Origin of the sequence: Chryseobacterium sp. C3, from assembly GCF_014218905.1 — a bacterium.
Lineage (GTDB): Bacteria > Bacteroidota > Bacteroidia > Flavobacteriales > Weeksellaceae > Chryseobacterium > Chryseobacterium mucoviscidosis.
The window spans coordinates 92,051-111,677 of record NZ_JACLCU010000005.1 but is presented as its reverse complement, the minus strand read 5'-3'; the positions used below and the strand labels follow the sequence as shown (position 1 = coordinate 111,677).

Sequence of the window (19,627 nt, the reverse complement as noted above, 5' to 3'; positions counted from 1 at the left end):
AAGAATTGAATGTGAATTAAATTAGTTTAAAATAAAATATTTCTTCTAAATAAAGCATAAAAAAAGATCATCCGAAAACGGATGATCTTTAAGAGAAGTGTTATTCCATATTTTTTACGAGTACCCAGCCATTGTAAGAGGTCTGAGTATTGTTTTTGTCATTTTCATTCCAGGTGATGGTGTACCAATAAGTTCCTGTCATTACTTTTTTGCCTCCCGTAGTTCCGTCCCATTTGTAGTTTCGGATTTTGTCTGCTTCGTACATTTTATTTCCGTATCTGTCATATACCGTGAATACTAAATTCTTTTTATACGCCAATGCAGAATAATCAATGTAATCATTTTTATTATCTCCATTCGGAGTAATGGCATTCAGGAGATTCGGAACTGTAATCTGAACTTGAATTGGAGTACAATTGTAGGCATCTTTTACATACACTACAACTTCACCTCTTGCAAGACCTGTAAAGACATTAGAATCTTGCCAGTTTATCCCGTCTAAAGAGTATTGATATGGTGTTTTTCCACCTTTCACATTCACAGTTATCGTGTTGTTCTTAATATCAATCGTTGCAATTACGGGTTGTTGCGAAGGATTTACCCTTACGGTCTGCTGTGTTGTACATCTTCCTGATTTAAGCTGTACCCAATAAATTCCAGGCGTTACATTTGTAATAGACTGCGTTGTTGCTCCGGTGCTCCATAAGTAACTGTCGAATCCGGTTCCTGCATCTAAAGTTGTTTTGGCATCAATACAGATGATTTTATCTTTTAATACAGAAGAATAAATCGGTGCTAAAACTTTTAATGTAATTTTTGCAAGCGTCCAGCAATTCGTTACATTCGTAATTCTTACATACACTACGGATGATGTGCTTACGTAAGCTGCAGGATTCAGAATTTCATTGGTTCCGGCTAATGCATCTGCCTGTGTTTTAAAATATCTTTTGGTAACGCCTGTAGCGGAAGTTACGTTTGCCTGTGTAAGGTTAAATAAACCTGTTGTCGGTGCATTATCAATAAAGCAAGATTCTAAAGTGACGTCTGTAGTGGCAATCTGTGGATAAAACGCCAAAGTAATTGCAGCGGAACCCTGACAACCAAGCGGGGTTGTTACTTTTACATATACGGTTCCTGCGGCAGAAGTATAAGTGGTAGGATTCGTAATTTCATTGGTTCCGGCGTTCAGATCTGCCATATTTTTATAATACTTCTTGGTAGAACCTGTAGGTTCATTTACATTGGCAAGCGTAAGATTGTAGGTTGCTGTTCCTGTATTGTTGTTATTGCATTCCGTAAGCGTTGCAGGGGTTGCTGTGAATGGGGAAAGATTTAACTGAATTTTTCCGTCCGGATTATCACAAAGCAGTCCTGTATTGTCTTTAATTAAAACAGAAACTGAAGTATTTGCACTGAACTGATAGTTGGTAGGATTCGTAATCGGAGTTCCGCCTACACTGTACGAGAACGTATAATTGGCAGGATTGTTTACAAACTGTCCCTGATAAGATGTTAAATTTACCGTTCCTTGTCCTGTTGTAGGATTCGGACAGAAAGTATCTGTTACCAACGTCTGGTTAAGCGCAACTTTGTCTATATAAACTTTTACGTTTTTAATTGATTGTCTTGCACTTGCTCCTCCTGTAGAAGCAGAAAAGCCAAAATAGCCGGTCGTCATGGTGGCAGCCGCTCCGGAAGGAGCAAAAGACTGGCTTACAATCGTAGTTCCGTCGATTTTCAGGGTGATGATCCAGCTTGCAGGAGCCGCAGGATTTACCTGTCCGTTTACTTCAACGTGTCTGAAAGTAGTTCCTACAAAAGGCTGGGTGGGATTAAGATCCGGAGAGTGAAATGTACTTCCTGCAGTGTTGTTGTATTCGATGTTTGATCCTGTTGTGTTATTGGTTCCATATAAAATATGAACCTTGCTCATCTGTGCTTCTGTGGTATTATTAAAGATGTCAAATCCTACCATTAATCCGGTAGAGTTTGCAGGAATTCCCAATCCTCCGCCAGAGGTGTAAGAAGCGGGTGGATTTGCCAGATACCAAAAAGCAATACCGTCTCCTCTTCCGTAAGCCGTTGTTCCGTTTCCGTCGATTCTGAAATCAAATTCCACTCTCCATTTATCGCAGTATTTTAGATTGATGGGAGAGTCTAATTTAATGCCTCCTACCTGACTGATCTGGTCTGCGGTAAGCTGGATGAAGTCTGTATTTACAACAGCGGCAGGAACGATATTCCAGCCTGTTGTGTTTACGGGATTTCCGGTAAGCTGATAGGTTTGCGACGAAATTTTTCCGAAGCAGCAAAATAAGAAGAGGGATAAATACAGGAGTAAATTTTTATTCATTTATTAGTATACTTAAAATTAGACGTGTAAATATATTAAATCCTGATTAAATAATATGTATTTAATATTAAATTTACCTTATTTAGTATTTATTTTGTAATAAATGATAATAAAAATGAAAGAATACTGAAAAGTGTTTTTCCGAATCTTGTAATTTTAGATTAAAACAAAGTGTTATTTTCGAGATTTTCGAAGAAGGAATCGACCTCTAAATTTGCAGATGCAGCAGCGGTTACGGCAAGTTTGTCGCACAATTCGTTTTCAAAGTGTCCTGCATGACCTTTAATCCAGTGCATTTTGGGCTTATGCACATTATAAAGTACTGCAAATTTCTGCCATAGATCAGGATTTTTTACATTTTTCCACCCTCTTTTGATCCATCCGGCTAACCAGTTTTGGTTAATGGCATCCGCAACATATTTACTGTCTGTATAAATATGAATTTCGTTATCAGGAGATTTCAGTTTTTCCAAAGCTGTAATTACAGCTAGAAGTTCCATCCTGTTGTTGGTGGTTTTCCGGAAGCCTTTGGAAAATGTTTTCTGATAATTTTTTTCAGGGACACGCATGAGAATTCCATATCCGCCTTTTCCGGGATTTCCGCTGCACGCTCCGTCGGTGTATATTTCAATTTTCATTTTTAAATCTTGCCCTGAATTTAAAAAGGAAAATCGTCATCATCATCAAAATCATTCATTGAAGATCCTGAAAGTTTTGAACTGTCGGGAAGATCAAAAGCCGCGCCCGGCTGAATGGTTGTTTTAATTTTATCAAAACCGCTCGGTTCAGGCTTTCCGAAGCTCGATGGATATCCTCCTCCGCTCATTCCTCCGTCAAAAGCAGCCTCAATATCACCGAATTTTGCAAAATGTTTTAAGAAAGATAAACGCACATCGGCAGTTGCACCGTTTCTGTGTTTTGCAATAATCAATTCCGCCTGATTTTCTGTTGAGGTTTCCTGTCCTTCTTCATCGTTATCCCAAACTGTAATTTTATAATATTCCGGTCGGAAAATGAACGATACAATATCGGCATCCTGCTCAATTGCTCCGGATTCCCTTAGATCGGAAAGCTGAGGTCTTTTTCCCGGACGTGTCTCCACACTACGCGAAAGCTGCGAAAGTGCAATAACCGGAACGTTCAGTTCTTTAGCGATCGCTTTTAAGGATCGTGAAATCATGGAAATTTCCTGTTCACGGTTTCCACCTCCTTTTCCTCCGCTTCCGGCAGTCATCAACTGAAGATAATCGACCATGATGAGCCTTACGCCATGTTGCATGACAAGTCTTCGGCATTTTGCACGGAAATCGAAAATGGAAAGTGATGGTGTTTCGTCAATATATAATGGTGCGTTTTCCAGTTCAGAAACATTGGAGAACAGTCTTTCCCACTCTTCATCATCAAGCGTTCCTTTTCGGAGTTTTTCTGATGAAATTCTTGTTTCGGAAGCAATCATCCTTGTGATAAGCTGTACCGATGCCATCTCAAGCGAAAACAAAGCCATAGGAATTTTGTGTCCCACTGCAATATTTCTTGCCATTGATAGAAGAAAAGCTGTTTTCCCCATCGCCGGACGTGCTGCAATAATAATAAGGTCGGAGTTTTGCCATCCTCCCGTTTCTTTATCCACATCGCGAAAACCGGAAGGAACTCCGGAAAGTCCTTCTTTGTCTTTTAAAGATTTAATGGTATCGATTGCCTGTTTTACCAATGAATTGGCGGTATCGAATCCTTTTTTAATGGTTCCGTTTGTGATCTCGAAAAAAGACTGTTCGGCTTTATCCAGAAGTTCAAAAACGTCGGTAGATTCTTTATAGGAAGCATCAATTACGTTTGCCGAAACATTAATTAGGCTTCGAAGAATATATTTTTCAAGAATAACACGGACGTGGTATTCAATGTGAGCAGAAGAGCTTACTCCCATTGTAAGATCGATGATGTAGCTGTCTCCGCCGGCAGAGCTTAACTTTCCTTCTTTTTTAAGCTCCTGAATAATCGTCATTAAATCGACAGGCTGGTTGCCTTCGTATAATTTTAAAATGGTAGAAAATATAACCTGATGTCTCGGATCGTAGAAAACTTCAGGGGTAAGCAAATCAATGGAATGATCGAGCCCTTTTTTATCAATTAAAAAAGTACCAATCACCAATCGTTCAAAATCCAAAGCATTGGGAGGCATTTTCCCGTCTGCAATTGAGAGTTCTTTTGCAAAATTTCCGTTCGTCAAAGAAGATAATGTTTCTTTCTGCGCCATAATAGTGCAAAGATAGTTTTTTTGAAAAGCAAATGAAACGGAGTAACTAACAAAAAATTGTGGATAACTTTTGAAACCGTTATTCAGAAAGGCTTTGCAAAGAGAATAAAAAAATCACCCCAAAAATGAGGTGATTTAATGTTTTGAAAATCAGATTAAATGATTACTGGATATTTTTTACCAATATCCAACCGCTGTATTTCGTTTGTGTATTATCCTTATCATTTTCTGTCCACGTTATCGTGTACCAATAAGTTCCTGTAACGATTTTCTTACCACCGGAAGTTCCGTCCCATGTGTAGTTTCTGATCTTGTCTGCTTTATAAATCATGTTTCCGTATCGGTCGAAAACCGTGAAAACTAAATCTTTTTTATATGCTAAAGCAGAATAATCGATATAATCGTTTTTGTTATCTCCGTTTGGCGTAATGGCATTCAGAAGATTTGGAACAGTTACCTGAACGCTAATTGGATTACAGTCGTAAGCATCTTTTACATATGCTTTGTTTTCACCTCTCGGAAGACCTGTGAAAACATTGGAATCCTGCCAGTTTACTCCGTCGATGGAATATTTATAAGGGGCTTTTCCTCCTGTTGCATTAATTGTAAATGAATCATTGTTGATATCTATGCTTGTAATTACAGGCTGTACTGAAGCGGTAACCTTCACCTGCTGTAATGTCCAGCATTTTCCTGTTTTCAGTTTTACCGTGTAGATTCCTGCAGAAACATTGGATATCGACTGAGTCGTTGCTCCCGTGCTCCATTCATAAGCATCAAAACCGGGTCCTGCGTCTAACGTTGTTTTATCTTCAATACAGATGATCTTATCTTTAAGAACGGATGATTGTACCGGAGGTAAAACTTTCAGGTTGATTTTTGCAATGGCATAACAGTTTTCTATGCTGATTACTTTTACATAAACTACGGCTGTTGTTGAAATATATGTTGTAGGATTTAAAATTTCATTAATTCCTGCAATAGCATCTGCCTGAGTTTTGTAATATCTCTTGGTGTGTCCTGTCTGTGTCGTTACACTTGGTACAGTTAAATTAAATGAAGCCGTTGTTACATTAGATTCAATATAGCATTCTTCAATGGAAGCATCATTTACCGTTACTACCGGATTAAACTGTAAACTAATCTGGTTGTAACCTGTACATCCCTGAGGATTTCTCACTCTTACATATACTGTTTTCGGAGCTGCAGAAGTGTAGGCTGCAGGATTGGTAATTTCATTGGTTCCTGCATTAAGATCTGCTAAAGTAGGGTAGTATTTTTTTGTAACGTTTGTAGAGGTAGGATAAACATCAGGAGCCGTTAGATCAAAAACACCAGTTCCTGCATTGTTGTTGTTACAAGCTTTTACAGTAGCCGGAACTACAGCAAGTGCAGGTAAAAACTGCAAAGTGATTTCTGCATTTGCAGTACATCCTTCATTGGTTGTAATTTTTACAAAGACAGTTTTAGGAGCTTGAGATGCATAAGAAGACGGAGTTGTAATTTCATTGGTTACTGCCGTAAGATCCGCCATTGTAGGATAATATTTTTTCACAACATTGGTCGGTCCGTATACGTTTGCGGAATTTAAATCGAAATAACCGATTCCTGTATTGTCATAATTACAAGAAGTAATCGTCGCATTATTTACAACAATATTACCAGATCTGAATTTGAATTTCCCAACCTGAAAGCATCCGTTTATCGGGTTATTCGGGTTATTCGGATCTACATATTTAAGCCTGTAATAATAAATTGTTGTAGCATTTACCATGATCGGCGTTGTAATAGGTGCTGTTCCTGTGATCGCATCATTACTTGTTAAATGATAAGTTACCGTGAAGTTTGGATTACCATTGATAATTCCTGTAGACAATGTGCTGAAATCAAACATTGAGGGTAAAGCACATTTTAAAATTTCATTAGGATCTGCCGGGTTTGCAGCAGGTGTTCCCGGTGTAATAAACGGATTTGGCGTTAACGCAGGATTGTTGAATGCAGAAGTTAAAGAAGCAGTTCCTCCCCACGTTAAAGAAAATCCATACGGATTACTCGGAATATAATTATCAATTAAAAGATAATAAGTTTCTCCGGCAGTTACATTCAGCGGAGTTTCCCATTGACTTCCTGTTATTGTTGAACTTAGACCTGTAGGACCACTGGTTCCGGAAAAGTTACATTTAATAGCGTTTCCAAAATCCCATGTCGCACAATTGATGTTGGGACCGTAAACCGCAAAATCATAGTCATAATGCGTTACTCCCGGAACGGTATTTGGGGTAATGGTGAATTCTATTGTTCCTGTGGTTGCTGCTGTAAATACATACCATACAGAATAGTGCTCATCTGCAAGACAGCTTCCTGAAGTAGCTTCCTGAACGGTTCCTGAACTACTTGGATTATAAGAAATGTCTGAATTTCCACAAACCGGAATTGCCGAAATACAATCTGATTGCGAGAAAACCATTTGCGACAAAAATAAAATAGTCAGCAGTAATAATTTCTTCATTAGAAAGATTTTAAAAATATATTAGACTTTATGATGTGAAAAAAACCGCTTTTTCCAAGCGGTTTTTTATTTAATTTATGGTGTTTATTCTCTGTTTTTAACCATCACCCATCCTGAGAATTTGAATGGTGTATTTTTCTTGTCATTCTCTTTCCATTCTACGGTATACCAATAAGTTCCGGTAGGTATTTTTTTACCATTGGTAGTTCCGTCCCATTTGTATCCGTTGGATTTATCAGCTTGGCCAACTTTTACTCCGTATCTGTCGAAAATGCTTAGAACAAGACCTTGTTTTCCTGCTAAAGCAGAGTAGTCGATCACATCATTTACACCGTCTCCGTTTGGAGTAATCACGTTGATTAGGTTTGGAACAACTACAGTTACAGTAAGAGGATCACAATCGTAACCATCTTTTACATAAACGGTATTGTCTCCTCTGGCAACATTTTCAAAAACGTTTGAATCCTGCCATTTAATTCCGTCTAAAGAATATTTGTAAGGAGCGGTTCCTCCGATTACGTTTACAGTTATTGTATTGTTTGTAATATCAATGCTGGAAATTACCGGCTGTTCAGAAGGATAAACTTTTACAGTCTGTTTTGTAACGCAGTTTCCAGTTTTAAGCTCAACCCAGTAAGTTCCTACGGTTACATTGTTAATTGCCTGTGTGGTAGCTCCTGTACTCCATTTGTACGCGGTAAATCCAGGTCCTGCATCTAAAGTTGTCTTATCTTCCATACAGATAATCTTATCTTCAAGTACGCTTGAATAAACCGGCGGAAGAACAATTAAAGTTACTTTTGCTACTGCATAACATCCATTTCCGTTGGTTACTTTAATGTATGCCACACCGTTCGGAGCAGTATAGGTACTAGGATTTAGGATCGCATTCGTTCCATTGATAGCATCTGTAAGAGACGGATAATATGTTTTTGTTCCTGCCTGAGTAGTTACAGGAGCCAAAGTAAGATCAAAAGTTGCCATTGCAGGATTGGTGTCAAGATAACAAGATCTTAACGTTGCATCTGTTACCACAACAACAGGGAAGAAGTTTAAGGTGATTTTTGCAATATCAGAACATCCTAAGTTGGTTGTAATTTTTGCATATACATCTCCTGTAGACGATGTGTAAGCTGCCGGATTCAAAATCTCATTGGTTCCGTTATTAGCGTCTGCAAGTGTTGGATAATACTTTATAACATACGTGTAATTCGGGTTTGGTGTATATAATGTTGTTGAAGTAAGATCATATACCGCAACACCGTTGTTGTTATTGTTACAAGATGTTAAACTTGCATTTGTAGCTTTAAAGGTAACATCCTTAAATTTAAATGCATTAACGTTGAAACATTTATTCGTCGGGTTATTAGGATTCGTTGGATCCAGATAACGAATTGTATAATAATAAGTACTGGTTGTATTTATAACAATTGGAGAAGTAATCGCATTTGTATCCGCTAAAGCATCATTGGATGTTCTGTAATATTTTACATAGAAGTTAGGGTTACCGTTAACAATATTGGCACTGTTTGTCTGGAAATTGTAAGGAGCCGAAATGTCGCAAATTTCGATGATTCTAGGATCTGAAGCATTTGCTCCCGGAATTCCGATAGGATTGAACGGGTTAGGTTGAATCGCAGGATCGTTGAACGGTGAAGTTAACGTTGCCGTTCCTCCCCAGGTTAATGAAAATGCCATTGCAGCATTTGCTCCGGACCAGTTATCCACAATAAGATAATAGGTTTCTCCCGGAAGAACATTCAGCGCAGGACTCCATGCTCCAGAGTTTGCAGTAAGACCTGTCTGTAATCCGGTCTGGTTAGGAAAAGCTTGTGCACCTGCGTAGTTACAACGAATCGGAGCACCTTTTGTACCACAGGTTTTATTAGGGCCATATACAGCAAAATCATAATCCGCAGTATAAGGAGCCTGAGGAGAAATCGTAAATGTTAACGTTCCGGCTGTTGCAACGGTAAACTCATACCAAACCGAATAGTGCTCGTTTGCACTTAAACAGCTTCCGTTGGCATTTACCTGATCATCCACACTTCCGGGACCCGTAGGAAAATAAGAAATATCTGAGTTTCCACATACTCTTATTGCAGAAGCACAGTCTGATTGTGCAAAGAAGAATTGTGAAAAGATTAACAGTAATATAAGGTAGATTTTTTTCATAATAGTCGAATTTATCTTGATTATGACAGATTATTTAAGGGTAGAAAGATAGTAGTTAACATCATCTCTTCCCCAATTTGGATCCAGGCTGGATTTCTTACTATACGTTTTAAATTTAGCCAATGCTGAATTGAAATACGTTTTTGCCGTTTCTTTATCAGAATTCAAGGCAATCTCACCTTTTATAATATCAATTCTGGGATTATTTTTATCATCAGAAGCTGCTTTTGCAAGATATTCATTAGCTTTTGATAAATTGGCAGCACTGTCCGCAGGATTAGTTGATGATTTAAGTAAATATATCTGAGCCAAAAGAATATTGGCTTCCGCATTATTAGGATTTTTTACAAATACGCCTGCAAGATATTTTTCTGCCAATCCTGAAGTTTCTTCAATATTTTGAGCAGTACCTTGTCTTTGAGCACTGATTTCCGCTCTTACCAATGATAAAGCAGTGTAATAATAGGCTCTCCAGTCTTCTTTTTTTGTTTCTGTTCCTCTGGAAAGGGTATTTACATATTTCATGAAATAATCCTTAGACTGCTGAAAGTCTTCAGATTTTTTGGCAGACTCCAATTTTGCAATCTGAGTCTCCATTCCTTTCTCAGCGGAGGTTTGAGCAAAGCTGTAAGAAGCCACCACCATAGAAAGGAGAATAGATAGTTTTTTTACCATAATAGAAAATATTTTATAGACAAATATAAAAAATTATTAACTTTAATTTGAAGTTTTTAAGATTTATTTAATAAAAACGTGTATATTGCCCTAATATTGCATTTTTCTCAATTTTGGATTAGTCGCCCCCACAATAAGTGCAATAAGCACCGTCATGGTTCCTCCGAAAACTACAGAACGTACAACTCCCAGTAATTTTGCAGATAATCCGCTCTCAAACTGTCCCATTTCGTTGCTCGACATAATGAAGATGGAATTTACGCTCAGTACCCTTCCTCTGATGTTGTCCGGCGTTTTTAGCTGAACAATCGTTCCTCTGATCACTACCGAAATCCCATCCAGCATTCCGCTCATTACAAGGAAAAGGAATGAAAGCCAATATAAGTTTGAAAGCCCGAAGCCGATAATACAAAGCCCAAAACCTGTAACCACACCAAGTAAAATCTTACCCTGATTTTTTCTTAACGGAATAACCGATAAAATGGTGATGATGCACATTGATCCAATATCAGATGCGGCATTCAGTAACCCGAATCCTTCCGCTCCTACCTTCAGAATATCTGTTGCATAAACCGGAATCATGGCAACAGCACCTCCGAAAAGAACGGCAAACATATCCAAACACAGCGCTCCGAGAATTTCTTTTGTTTTAAAAATATACGAAATTCCTTCCCGCATACTATCCATAACGTTAATATTCTCTTTTTTGTATTCGGAATGTTGTTTTTTTAACTGAAAAAAGAATAATGAAGCCAGAAAGATTAATGAAATGATGACAACCAGCGTCCATTTTACGCCAAAATAGCCGATCAGAAAACCGCCGACCGCGTGTCCGCAAACGGAAGAGATGAGAAATGTTGCCTGATTTAAGGTAACGGCATTCGGAAGATTTTCTTTTTTTACAATTTTAGGAATCATCACCGGAATAATCGGTCCGATAAAGGCTCTTGCAATACCTGTAAAAAAAATAACTCCATAAATGAAGTACGTGATTTCATGTCCCGAAAAATGCATTTTAACATTGAAAAAAGCAGGAATCAGCAAAAGGCTGATTAAAAAAATGTAGACGTAATTACAGATCAGGAGCAACCGTTTTTTTTCATTCATATCGATAACATGACCGGCATACAAAGCGCAGCTTACCGCGGGAATTACTTCCGAAAGTCCGATTAAACCAATTGAAAAAGGATCTTTTGTTAATTGATAAACCCACCATCCGAGTAAAGTAGCGAGCATTCTGAAAGCCAAAACGATAAAAAATCTTCCGGTAAGAAGGTTTTTGAATTCGACATTTTTCAATGTCTGAAGCGGGGTAAATGAAATCATCCGACAAAAATAGCCTCAAATATTAACTTGAGGCTATTGTTATCGTCATTTTTTTAAATGAAAAATTAAATGAGACTTAAAAGATAAAATCTATTTTAGTCTGCTCTTGAAGCACTGAACACCAAAGCGGCTACTCCCGCAGCTCCGATAATGGTGGCTCCGGTTGTAATTCTTGCTTTTCTGCTGTCTCTTACGGCAGCAACATTGGCTTTAGGAATGGTTACTACTGTACTGTCTTTCTTTCCTTTCGTTCCGATAAGATTATCTCCTTCTACGTTACGGAATAACATTTTTTGATTTTTGGAGCCATCTCTCATCATTACAGTATACACTTTTCCTGCCTCCAGATTAGAATAATCATTTTTAGCAGTATCCATACTATATTTTGTGGTTGCACAAGATGAAATTACAAATAACGACGTTAATAAAGATGATTTTAAAAGTACAGATGCTTTCATTATTATTTTTTAGTTTTCCAAATTTATAATTTTTTTCGAATATACGTTTCCGGAATCAAAAAAATGTGCTTAAAGTTTATAAATTTCTAATAAATCGGCGATTTTTCTGTCATTCGCAAGTCTTGGCGTTTTGTTTTGTCCGCCCAATTTTCCCTGAGACTTTGCATATTCGTGGAATGCATTTTTCTTCAGAGCTGTGAGGTTAAGTTTTTGCAGAATATTTCCCGAAATTAAATCATCATAATAGGTATTGCGCTTTCTGAGCTGTTCATCAAGCTCACTTTTAAACAAATCCAGATTTTCCGGTTCTTTTTCAAATTCAATAAACCACTCATGATAGGGAAGTCCTTCATTGGGATTTACCTGTGGTGCAAGATGAAATTCTGTAATCTGTGCAGGATATTTTTCCAGCGTGGCTTTCATGGCTTCCTCCACTTCAAAGGCAATCACGTGTTCTCCAAAAGCTGAGGTAAAATGTTTCGTTCTTCCACTCACGAGAATTCTGTGCGGATTTTTATCGATAAATCTCACGACATCTCCAATGGAATATGCCCAAAGTCCAGAATTTGTTGTTAAAATTAAAGCATAATCTTTATTCAGTTCAACATCCTTTAAGGTCAGTCTTTTTGTGCTATGTTGATCGGAGTCGACGCGCCCGTATTCTTCCAGAGGAATAAATTCATAGAAAATCCCATGATTCGTTAATAGCAGTAAGCCTTCCTTCGTGTAATCATCCTGAAACGCAAAAAAACCTTCGGAAGCAGGAAAAGTCTGTACAATATCCACTTTTCCTCCTAAAAGTTCTTCCATTTTGTCGCGGTAGGGTTCGTAATTAACGCCACCCGTAACAATCAACTGAAGATTAGGGAAAATCTGTTTTATTTTTTTGCCGTGTTTTTCAATCAGCTTTTCAAAATACATGATCAGCCAGGGTGGAATTCCGGAGATCAGCGTCATATTTTCTTTTTCCGTTTCCTCTACGATTTTATCCACCTTCGTTTCCCAGTCTTCGATGATGTTGGTTTCCCAGCTTGGAAGTCTGTTTTTCTGCAAATAATCGGGAATATGATGGGCTACAATTCCGGATAGTCTTCCGGTTTTTATTCCGTACACTTCTTCCAGTTCAGGACTTCCCTGTAAAAAGATCATTTTTCCCTGTACAAAATCGGCATTGTTTTTTTTAGCAATATAATGAAACAATGCACTTTGGGCTCCTTTTACCTGAAAAGGCATCCCTTCTTTTGAAATCGGGATGTATTTTGATCCTGAAGTGGTTCCTGAAGTTTTGGCAAAATATTCGGGAGTATCGGTCCAGAGAATATTTGCCTGTCCTTTTTTCACCCTTTCGATGTAAGGTTTAAGATCTTCATAATCCGAAACTTTTACACGTTCCTGAAAATCTTTTACCGTTTTGATGTTTTCAAAATCGTGTTCTCTTCCGAAAAGCGTTTTTTTCGCAGTTTCCGTTAAGGCTAAAAGAAGCTTTTCCTGATCGTTCTCCGCATTTTTTTTGAACTCTTCTGCTTTCCGGACGTGGTTTTTCGCCCAGATCAAAGCTGCATATTTCTTTAGGAAGTTTACCATGGTTCAAATTTATAAATAACTGAACAACTGGCGGTCATTTTCAGAAAATAAGACACAAAAAAAACCGATGAATGAGTGTGCATCGGTTCTTCGAAATTTGATTATGAAAATAACAACTAATAATGTTGAGTTTACTTGTTTACTTTGTACCTTTTATCAGGAGTACCGTCCTTTTTTAATTTTTTGTTTTCCTTGTATCTTTTGTCCGGAGTTCCGTCTTTTTTCATTTTTGCTGCGGTTGGCGCTGTTGCAGGTTTTACAGTAGCTGCCGGAGCGGGTTTAGCGGGCTTTACTGTTTTTACCGTTTGAGCTTTTGTTGCAGCAGGAGCCGTCTGTTGAGCGGAAGCAAGTCCAAGTCCTAAAACAATAGACATTGCGGTTAAAAATTTTTTCATAGAGAATTTGTTTGTTTTGTTGAATCAAAGGTAGAGAAAATTCCAACTGAAAAATCTATTTTTTTAAACTTAACTAAAGTTTATTACAGCTTAAAAAAAGATTAAATGATACATTTGATATAATGAAAAGGCAGGCGCAAAACACTTTGGTCGTAATTTTTGCTATTGGATTTGTAATCATTTATAAATCTCTGTACAAAGATGAAACGTATGAAGAAGAAATAGAGAAAAAAGAGATAAAATCTGTTGTTGAAAAGAAGTTTGTTAACTATGATAACCACGGCATTCATTACATTGTTTATGAAAACGACAGTATCATGATTTCTGAAAGTTGGGATCAATACATAAGTGTTGGAGATTCAATCATCAAGCCTGAACAATCAACACAACTTATCATCAAAAATAAAGATAAGTATATTGAGTTTGATTTCAATAATCTCAATTTGCTTCCATTAAAATAAAAAAGCCTGCTTTCTCCGAAGAAAAAGCAGGTTCTAACATATGTATGAAAAGTTGGTTTATCGGGTACAGTTCGCTGTCCAGGTTTTTCCATCTTTTATGTATAAGATTTTTAGATCGTTGTTGTCTATTCTAATGTACGATGTTGCGGTAGATCCTACCATTACCAAAGTGTTGTCTCCCTGTTGATTAAATTCTACTCCGTTAAGATCCGGGATTCCGTTCGAGAAGGCAAAATTGTATTTTGTGCCACTGGCAATTTTTGTTACAAATACACTTCCGTCATTGGAACTGATGTTGTTGTCGCTGTCGTTATAACTGACGCTGCCTTTGTAAGTCCCTGCAAAAAAGTCGTTGTTGGCAGGATCATCATCGTCGCTGCATGAAACGGTCGTGACTACAAAGAATAGTAATAGGAATGCTCCTAAAATTCTGATTGCTTTTTTCATAATAATATTTCTTTAGTGGTTGTAGAGGGGTTTATCCAAACAAAGTGCCATGCGGTAGGAGTAATTTTTTTTTAACTTTTAATTTAAAATTTTAGTAAAAAATTAAGAATTTTGAAGTGTTTAAAAACTTCTCAACTTCTTAAAAGAAAAATATTTATCCTTATCTTTGTATAGCCAAAACGGTTTCGGAAAACTCCCGAAATCGCTTTTTGCGTTTATACCAAATTATCTATGCAATTAAAAACCATCAGCGAAAAATTTCTTCCGGAGCTTCTTCAGAAAGAATTCGGAAAAGAGATTTTTATTCAACTGGAAAATAATCAACATATTTCTGTAAAAGGAAGCGCGGGTTCTTCGGTTTCTATTTTTGTAGCCGAGTTATTTCTTACCCAAAAGAAAACCATTCTTTATATTTTGGACGATAAAGAAGATGCTTTGTATGCCAATACGGAAATGGAAGATCTTTTAGGGAAAGAAAAAGTACTCTATTTTCCGGCGACTCATCTGGAACCGTATCAGGTAGAAAAGACGCAGAACGCCAATCTTGTTCTGAGAACGGAAGTTATCAATAAGATCACATCCGGAAAATCTCCGCGCGTTATCGTTGCGTATGCAGGAGCGCTGTCTGAAAAGGTTTTAAAAAAGGAAGATTTTAAGGCGATTTCGCATCATATAAAAGTAGGCGATCAGTTGGATTTTGATTTTGTGGATGAACTGCTCAATCATTACCATTTTCAGCAGGCGGATTTCGTTTCGGAGCCGGGAGAATTTTCAGTAAGAGGGGGAATTGTGGATGTTTTCTCGTTCTCTAATGAAAAGCCATACAGGATCACATTTTTCGGGAATGAAGTGGAAAGCATTAAAACGTTTGATATTGAAACACAGCTTTCCATTGATAAAGTAAGCGATTTTCAGTTGGTTTCCAATATGAATTTTACAGTAACAGGAAGCAGGGTTTCTTTATTGCAATTGTTGCCAAAAGAGAGTTTCGTGGTTTCTAAAAACGGAATTGTGGGAATGCAGAGACTGAAATCATTTTATGAAAAATCTCTGGAAAAATATGAAACCTTAAGCAAGGACATTGCACACAGGTCGCCGCAGGAATTGTTTATTTCCGATCAGGAATTTCTGTTTGACTATAAAAAATTTAAAACGGTTGATTTCGGAAGTGTTCCCATTGAAGGACTTATTGAATTATCGGAAATGAAGATAGACCAGACTTCACAACCTGCTTTTAATAAAAATTTCGAACTGTTAATTGAAGATATTGAAGGCAAACAGAATGAAGGCTTCGATACATGGGTTTCTTTTTCCACAGAAAAGCAGAAAGAAAGACTGGAATTGATTTTTGAAGAACTGGAACACAAACTTCCTTTTAAAAGTTTTAAATCTGAACTTCATGAAGGTTTTGTGGATAACGATCATAAAATTCTGGTCTACACCGACCACCAGATTTTCGACCGTTACCAAAGATATAAGGCGAAAAATACATTTGCCAAATCTGAACAGTTGACACTGAAGGATTTAATGTCTTTGAAAATCGGAGATTACATTGCCCATATCGATCATGGAATCGGAAAATTCATGGGACTGGTAAAGGTGAATAACGACGGGAAAATTCAGGAATGTTTTAAACTGACGTATAAAAACGGAGACTTATTATATGTGAGCATTCATTCTCTTCATAAAATTTCAAAATACAACGGTCCGGAAGGTCGCGAAATTGTTTTAAGCAAACTAGGATCGCCAACATGGAAATCTTTAAAACAGAAAACGAAAGCAAGGGTAAAACAATTGGCTTTTGATTTAATAAAATTATACGCTCAAAGAAAATCTGCGAAAGGTTTTGCCTACACTCCCGATTCTTATTTGCAGAATGAGCTTGAAGCAAGTTTCCTTTACGAAGATACTCCGGATCAGGAAAAAGCCACCATCGATGTTAAAAAGGACATGGAAGCAGATACGGTGATGGATCGTCTCGTTTGTGGAGACGTAGGTTTTGGTAAAACGGAAGTTGCGATTCGTGCCGCGTTCAAAGCGGCGACAGACGGAAAGCAGGTTGCTGTTTTGGTTCCCACCACGATTCTGGCGTTTCAGCATTACAGAAGTTTTAAAGAAAGGCTGAAAGATTTTCCGGTAAATGTTGCGTATGTGAACCGTTTCAGAACAGCAAAACAGAAATCTGAAACGCTTGCGGCTTTAAAAGAGGGAAAAGTAGACATTATTATAGGAACACATCAGTTGGCAAGCAGCTCTGTAAAGTTTAAAGATTTGGGATTGCTGATTATTGATGAAGAACACAAATTCGGAGTTTCTGTAAAAGATAAGCTTAAAACTTTAAAAGCTGATGTTGATACTTTAACATTAACAGCAACACCGATTCCGAGAACGTTACAGTTTTCTTTGATGGCAGCGAGAGATTTATCCGTTATTAAAACGCCGCCGCCCAACAGACAGCCGGTAGATACGCAATTAATTGGCTTTAACGAAGAAATTCTTAGAGATGCAGTTTCCTATGAGCTTCAGCGTGACGGACAGGTTTATTTCATCAACAACAGGATTGAAAACCTGAAAGATATTGCAGGACTGATCCAAAGACTGGTTCCTGATGCGAGAGTAATTACAGGACACGGACAGATGGAAGGAAAACAACTGGAAAAAAACGTTCTGGATTTCATGGAAGGGAAATATGATGTTCTGGTTTCTACAACCATTGTGGAAAGTGGAGTAGACGTTCCGAATGCGAACACCATATTTATTAATGATGCACAGCGTTTCGGGATGGCAGATCTTCACCAGATGAGAGGTCGTGTCGGGCGCAGTAACAGGAAAGCATTCTGTTATCTTATTACGCCGCCTTATGATATGATGACTTCCGATGCAAGAAAACGACTGGAAGCCATAGAACAGTTTTCGGATCTGGGAAGCGGTTTCCAAATTGCCATGAAAGATCTTGAAATCCGTGGAGCAGGAGATTTACTGGGAGCGGAGCAGAGTGGGTTTATTAATGAAATGGGTTTTGAAACTTACCAAAAACTGATGCAGGAGGCTTTGGAAGAGCTGAAAGACGATCAGGAATTTGAAAATCTTTTCGAAAATGAAGAAGAAAGGAACAAATTATTTAAAACCACAAAAGACGTTAATATTGATACGGATCTGGAACTGATGCTTCCGGACTGGTATATTTCCAATACGGAAGAAAGATTGTTGCTTTACCAGAAACTTGCGGAGATAGATAACGAGGCAAATCTGAATAAATTTGAATCTGAACTGATCGACCGTTTTGGGGAACTGCCGAAAGAAGCGGTAAATCTATTGAAAAGTGTAAGTTTAAAATGGCTTGCTTCAGATATCGGTTTCGAAAAGATCGTCATGAAGAACGGAGTGTTCTTAGGATATTTTCCGGGCAATCCTCAGGATAAATTTTATCAGACGGATAAATTCAGGACTATCATTAATTATTTAACGAAGAATCCTAAAGAAGCACAGCTTAAGGAAAAGACCGGAAAGGAAGGCAATCAACTGATGATGAGGAAAGATAAAGTAAGGAATGTAGATGAGGTGAATGATCTTCTGAAAACAATTCTGAAGAGTGAAATATAGTTCATTGTATTATCTGATATATTTTGCCGTGTTGTTCTACAATGCGGCATTTTTTATCCCATATTTTTAAAGATGGCTGAAGAACAATACTTTATGTTTTTTAATGTTAAGGGGATTTAACATTAAAAAAAGATTAAAAAGACGGCATGTAACATGATTTTTATCGTGTTTGTAATTTTAGCTCTGATCGAAAAAATTGGATAATAAAAACGAATTTATTTTAGTCTTGAAATGTTATAAAAAGGTTCTATTTATCACGATTTGTGGATAAATGAATAAGGTGTTAAATGCTTTTTTAAAATTTGTAAATATTTCAATATTAAAAAGATATGATTTTTATGTAAATCATAATTTGGAAGGAAAGTAAATTATTTAATTCATTAATAAGGGATATTTAACTTGAAATATCATTAAAAATTGATATGGAATAATAAGTTTTTAGTAGTAATAATTCTACTTTTTAGTCAATTGCTGCTATGGCGTAATTAGTTAATTTCTATCAGTTTACGTATTTCTACTCTACTTTCTGTATATTTTTTATTTATCTTTGCAGTCCCTTATTATGAAAAAAACTCTATATAGCTGTGTAGCCGGATTATTATTTTCTGTTCAGGCATACGCTCAGGTGGGAATTGGTATTAGTACCCCCAATGCTGTTCTCGATGTAAACGGGAAAACCACCTTAAGAAAAGAATTGAGAGTAGGAGGTACTGCTACTACGCTGGGTAATCCCGGCTTGAACGGACAGGTGCTGGTTTCTCAGGGCGAAGGTCTTCCCCCAAACTGGCGATCCATAAATGTTACTTTTATGGAAGAAGGTCAGTATAAACTCATCAATTCGTATTTATCTTCCGATCAGGTGGGTATCAGTACGCTTTCTAACGGTGTTGCTGCAGACGGAATTTATAAAAATTCTGTTGGAAACGACATTGCTGCTACTGCAAACGGTACGTGGGTAAAGATTGCCGGTCTTGAGAATAACTTCATCATTAAAAACGGAAAAAACAGGCTTACTTACCAGTTTCAGACAGGAGTTGAAATGAAAGCACCCGCTGCAACAACTTCTCAAAGTGTTACATTTGCCTGTGGTATATTCCGAAACAATAAGCTGGTTGCAGTACGTCCGGATAAGATTACTTCCAATAACAATACCGATAAAGGTGGTTTTCAGGATTATATTTTCACGTTGAATTATACGGAGCAGAATGTTCCTGTAGGTACTCAGAAAATTGAGGTTGCCTGCAGAAAAATTGAATCTTCAGATATCAATTCTCAGTTTACCATCGGAAAAAATATCTCGAATTCAAATTCAGTTTCCAATGCATTTAATCTTGAATCTGATTTTAAGGTGGATATTATTGAATATGTAACGTATAAAAGCAACTAA

14 protein-coding genes are annotated in these 19,627 nt (G+C 37.3%); 3 read left to right on the top strand and 11 right to left on the bottom strand.

The features are described from left to right. Nucleotides 1-100 precede the first annotated feature (100 nt). The 10 genes from H6W53_RS12385 to H6W53_RS12340 form a co-directional block, all read right to left on the bottom strand. The gene (locus H6W53_RS12385) at nucleotides 101-2,353 is read right to left on the bottom strand and encodes a T9SS type B sorting domain-containing protein (protein WP_185207216.1); all 2,253 of its coding nucleotides are present in this window, start codon (nucleotides 2,351-2,353) and stop codon (nucleotides 101-103) included. A gap of 161 nt (nucleotides 2,354-2,514) precedes the next feature. Further along, nucleotides 2,515-2,991 (bottom strand): ribonuclease HI, encoded by a 477-nt coding sequence (gene rnhA, locus H6W53_RS12380; protein WP_185207214.1) that lies wholly within the window; start codon nucleotides 2,989-2,991, stop codon nucleotides 2,515-2,517. A 20-nt stretch (nucleotides 2,992-3,011) separates the two neighbouring features. Then, nucleotides 3,012-4,607: a replicative DNA helicase gene (dnaB, locus tag H6W53_RS12375; RefSeq protein WP_185207212.1), complete on the bottom strand. Its 1,596-nt coding sequence runs from the start codon at nucleotides 4,605-4,607 to the stop codon at nucleotides 3,012-3,014. Between the two features lie 163 nt (nucleotides 4,608-4,770). Continuing rightward, nucleotides 4,771-7,116 (bottom strand): T9SS type B sorting domain-containing protein, encoded by a 2,346-nt coding sequence (locus tag H6W53_RS12370; protein ID WP_228457795.1) that lies wholly within the window; start codon nucleotides 7,114-7,116, stop codon nucleotides 4,771-4,773. An 84-nt stretch (nucleotides 7,117-7,200) separates the two neighbouring features. Beyond that, entirely contained in the window at nucleotides 7,201-9,291 is a 2,091-nt protein-coding gene (locus H6W53_RS12365; protein ID WP_185207209.1) for a T9SS type B sorting domain-containing protein, read from the bottom strand. A gap of 30 nt (nucleotides 9,292-9,321) precedes the next feature. Beyond that, nucleotides 9,322-9,966 carry a hypothetical protein gene (locus H6W53_RS12360; protein ID WP_116097290.1) on the bottom strand — a complete coding sequence of 215 codons (645 nt, stop codon included), beginning with the start codon at nucleotides 9,964-9,966 and terminating at the stop codon, nucleotides 9,322-9,324. 90 nt (nucleotides 9,967-10,056) lie between these two features. Then, the gene (locus H6W53_RS12355) at nucleotides 10,057-11,292 is read right to left on the bottom strand and encodes an MFS transporter (protein WP_185207207.1); all 1,236 of its coding nucleotides are present in this window, start codon (nucleotides 11,290-11,292) and stop codon (nucleotides 10,057-10,059) included. 95 nt (nucleotides 11,293-11,387) lie between these two features. Further along, nucleotides 11,388-11,750 carry a hypothetical protein gene (locus tag H6W53_RS12350; RefSeq protein ID WP_087708697.1) on the bottom strand — a complete coding sequence of 121 codons (363 nt, stop codon included), beginning with the start codon at nucleotides 11,748-11,750 and terminating at the stop codon, nucleotides 11,388-11,390. A 69-nt stretch (nucleotides 11,751-11,819) separates the two neighbouring features. Beyond that, nucleotides 11,820-13,334, bottom strand: a complete 1,515-nt coding sequence (locus H6W53_RS12345; protein WP_185207205.1) for a GH3 auxin-responsive promoter family protein — start codon at nucleotides 13,332-13,334, stop codon at nucleotides 11,820-11,822. 131 nt (nucleotides 13,335-13,465) lie between these two features. Further along, entirely contained in the window at nucleotides 13,466-13,729 is a 264-nt protein-coding gene (locus H6W53_RS12340; protein WP_087708701.1) for a hypothetical protein, read from the bottom strand. Nucleotides 13,730-13,851: 122 nt separating this feature from the next. Between H6W53_RS12340 and H6W53_RS12335 the strand changes: the two genes are divergently transcribed. Beyond that, nucleotides 13,852-14,190, top strand: coding sequence for a hypothetical protein (locus H6W53_RS12335; protein WP_185207203.1), 339 nt, complete (start codon nucleotides 13,852-13,854; stop codon nucleotides 14,188-14,190). 57 nt (nucleotides 14,191-14,247) lie between these two features. Here the strand turns inward: H6W53_RS12335 and H6W53_RS12330 are convergent, their stop codons facing one another. Continuing rightward, entirely contained in the window at nucleotides 14,248-14,637 is a 390-nt protein-coding gene (locus H6W53_RS12330) for a hypothetical protein (RefSeq protein ID WP_185207201.1), read from the bottom strand. A 231-nt stretch (nucleotides 14,638-14,868) separates the two neighbouring features. Between H6W53_RS12330 and mfd the strand changes: the two genes are divergently transcribed. Next, nucleotides 14,869-18,240 carry a transcription-repair coupling factor gene (gene mfd / locus H6W53_RS12325; RefSeq protein WP_185207199.1) on the top strand — a complete coding sequence of 1,124 codons (3,372 nt, stop codon included), beginning with the start codon at nucleotides 14,869-14,871 and terminating at the stop codon, nucleotides 18,238-18,240. Nucleotides 18,241-18,802: 562 nt separating this feature from the next. After that, nucleotides 18,803-19,627, top strand: coding sequence for a hypothetical protein (locus H6W53_RS12320; protein WP_087708709.1), 825 nt, complete (start codon nucleotides 18,803-18,805; stop codon nucleotides 19,625-19,627).

Bases quoted from the DNA above. Each gene is read 5' to 3' on its own strand.
- H6W53_RS12385 (WP_185207216.1), bottom strand. From the start codon at position 2,353: ATGAATAAAAATTTACTCCTGTATTTATCCCTCTTCTTATTTTGCTGC.
- rnhA (WP_185207214.1), bottom strand. From the start codon at position 2,991: ATGAAAATTGAAATATACACCGACGGAGCGTGCAGCGGAAATCCCGGA.
- dnaB (WP_185207212.1), bottom strand. From the start codon at position 4,607: ATGGCGCAGAAAGAAACATTATCTTCTTTGACGAACGGAAATTTTGCA.
- H6W53_RS12370 (WP_228457795.1), bottom strand. From the start codon at position 7,116: ATGAAGAAATTATTACTGCTGACTATTTTATTTTTGTCGCAAATGGTT.
- H6W53_RS12365 (WP_185207209.1), bottom strand. From the start codon at position 9,291: ATGAAAAAAATCTACCTTATATTACTGTTAATCTTTTCACAATTCTTC.
- H6W53_RS12360 (WP_116097290.1), bottom strand. From the start codon at position 9,966: ATGGTAAAAAAACTATCTATTCTCCTTTCTATGGTGGTGGCTTCTTAC.
- H6W53_RS12355 (WP_185207207.1), bottom strand. From the start codon at position 11,292: ATGATTTCATTTACCCCGCTTCAGACATTGAAAAATGTCGAATTCAAA.
- H6W53_RS12350 (WP_087708697.1), bottom strand. From the start codon at position 11,750: ATGAAAGCATCTGTACTTTTAAAATCATCTTTATTAACGTCGTTATTT.
- H6W53_RS12345 (WP_185207205.1), bottom strand. From the start codon at position 13,334: ATGGTAAACTTCCTAAAGAAATATGCAGCTTTGATCTGGGCGAAAAAC.
- H6W53_RS12340 (WP_087708701.1), bottom strand. From the start codon at position 13,729: ATGAAAAAATTTTTAACCGCAATGTCTATTGTTTTAGGACTTGGACTT.
- H6W53_RS12335 (WP_185207203.1), top strand. From the start codon at position 13,852: ATGAAAAGGCAGGCGCAAAACACTTTGGTCGTAATTTTTGCTATTGGA.
- H6W53_RS12330 (WP_185207201.1), bottom strand. From the start codon at position 14,637: ATGAAAAAAGCAATCAGAATTTTAGGAGCATTCCTATTACTATTCTTT.
- mfd (WP_185207199.1), top strand. From the start codon at position 14,869: ATGCAATTAAAAACCATCAGCGAAAAATTTCTTCCGGAGCTTCTTCAG.
- H6W53_RS12320 (WP_087708709.1), top strand. From the start codon at position 18,803: ATGAAAAAAACTCTATATAGCTGTGTAGCCGGATTATTATTTTCTGTT.